1 protein-coding gene is annotated in these 365 nt (G+C 37.3%); it reads right to left on the reverse strand.

Annotated elements, in window-relative coordinates; translation table 11 throughout:
* Window positions 1–21: 21 nt before the first annotated feature.
* Window positions 22–365, reverse strand: a 344-nt coding sequence (locus tag KH400_RS22500; RefSeq protein WP_217228430.1) for an N-acetylmuramoyl-L-alanine amidase family protein, incomplete at its 5' end; no start/stop codon positions are given.

Genomic DNA, 365 nt, shown 5'->3' on the forward strand with positions numbered 1-365 from the left:
GTCCTCCGCTACTCTCCTTCTTTATTTACTAGAATAATAATCTTCAATACCTTTGTAGATCGCATTTGCAGCTTTTTCATTGAAATTAGAACGCTTCATGATGGAGGCATCATTGCTATTTGTAATAAATCCAAGTTCAACTAAAACACTAGGCATATTTGTTTCACGAAGTACAGCGAAGTTCGCTGTTTTTACTCCGCGATCACGTGTGCCTAATTCTGCTACTAGACGCTTATTAATCATTTCTGCAAGTTTTCTACTATCACTGCTTGATGAAGAAGATGAAGCAATCCATGTTTCTGTTCCATGACCACCTGAAGGCCCTGAGTTAACATGAATACTTACAAAAATATCAGCTTTTGCAT

Source organism: Desertibacillus haloalkaliphilus, assembly GCF_019039105.1.
GTDB classification, from domain to species: Bacteria; Bacillota; Bacilli; order Bacillales; family KJ1-10-99; genus Desertibacillus; species Desertibacillus haloalkaliphilus.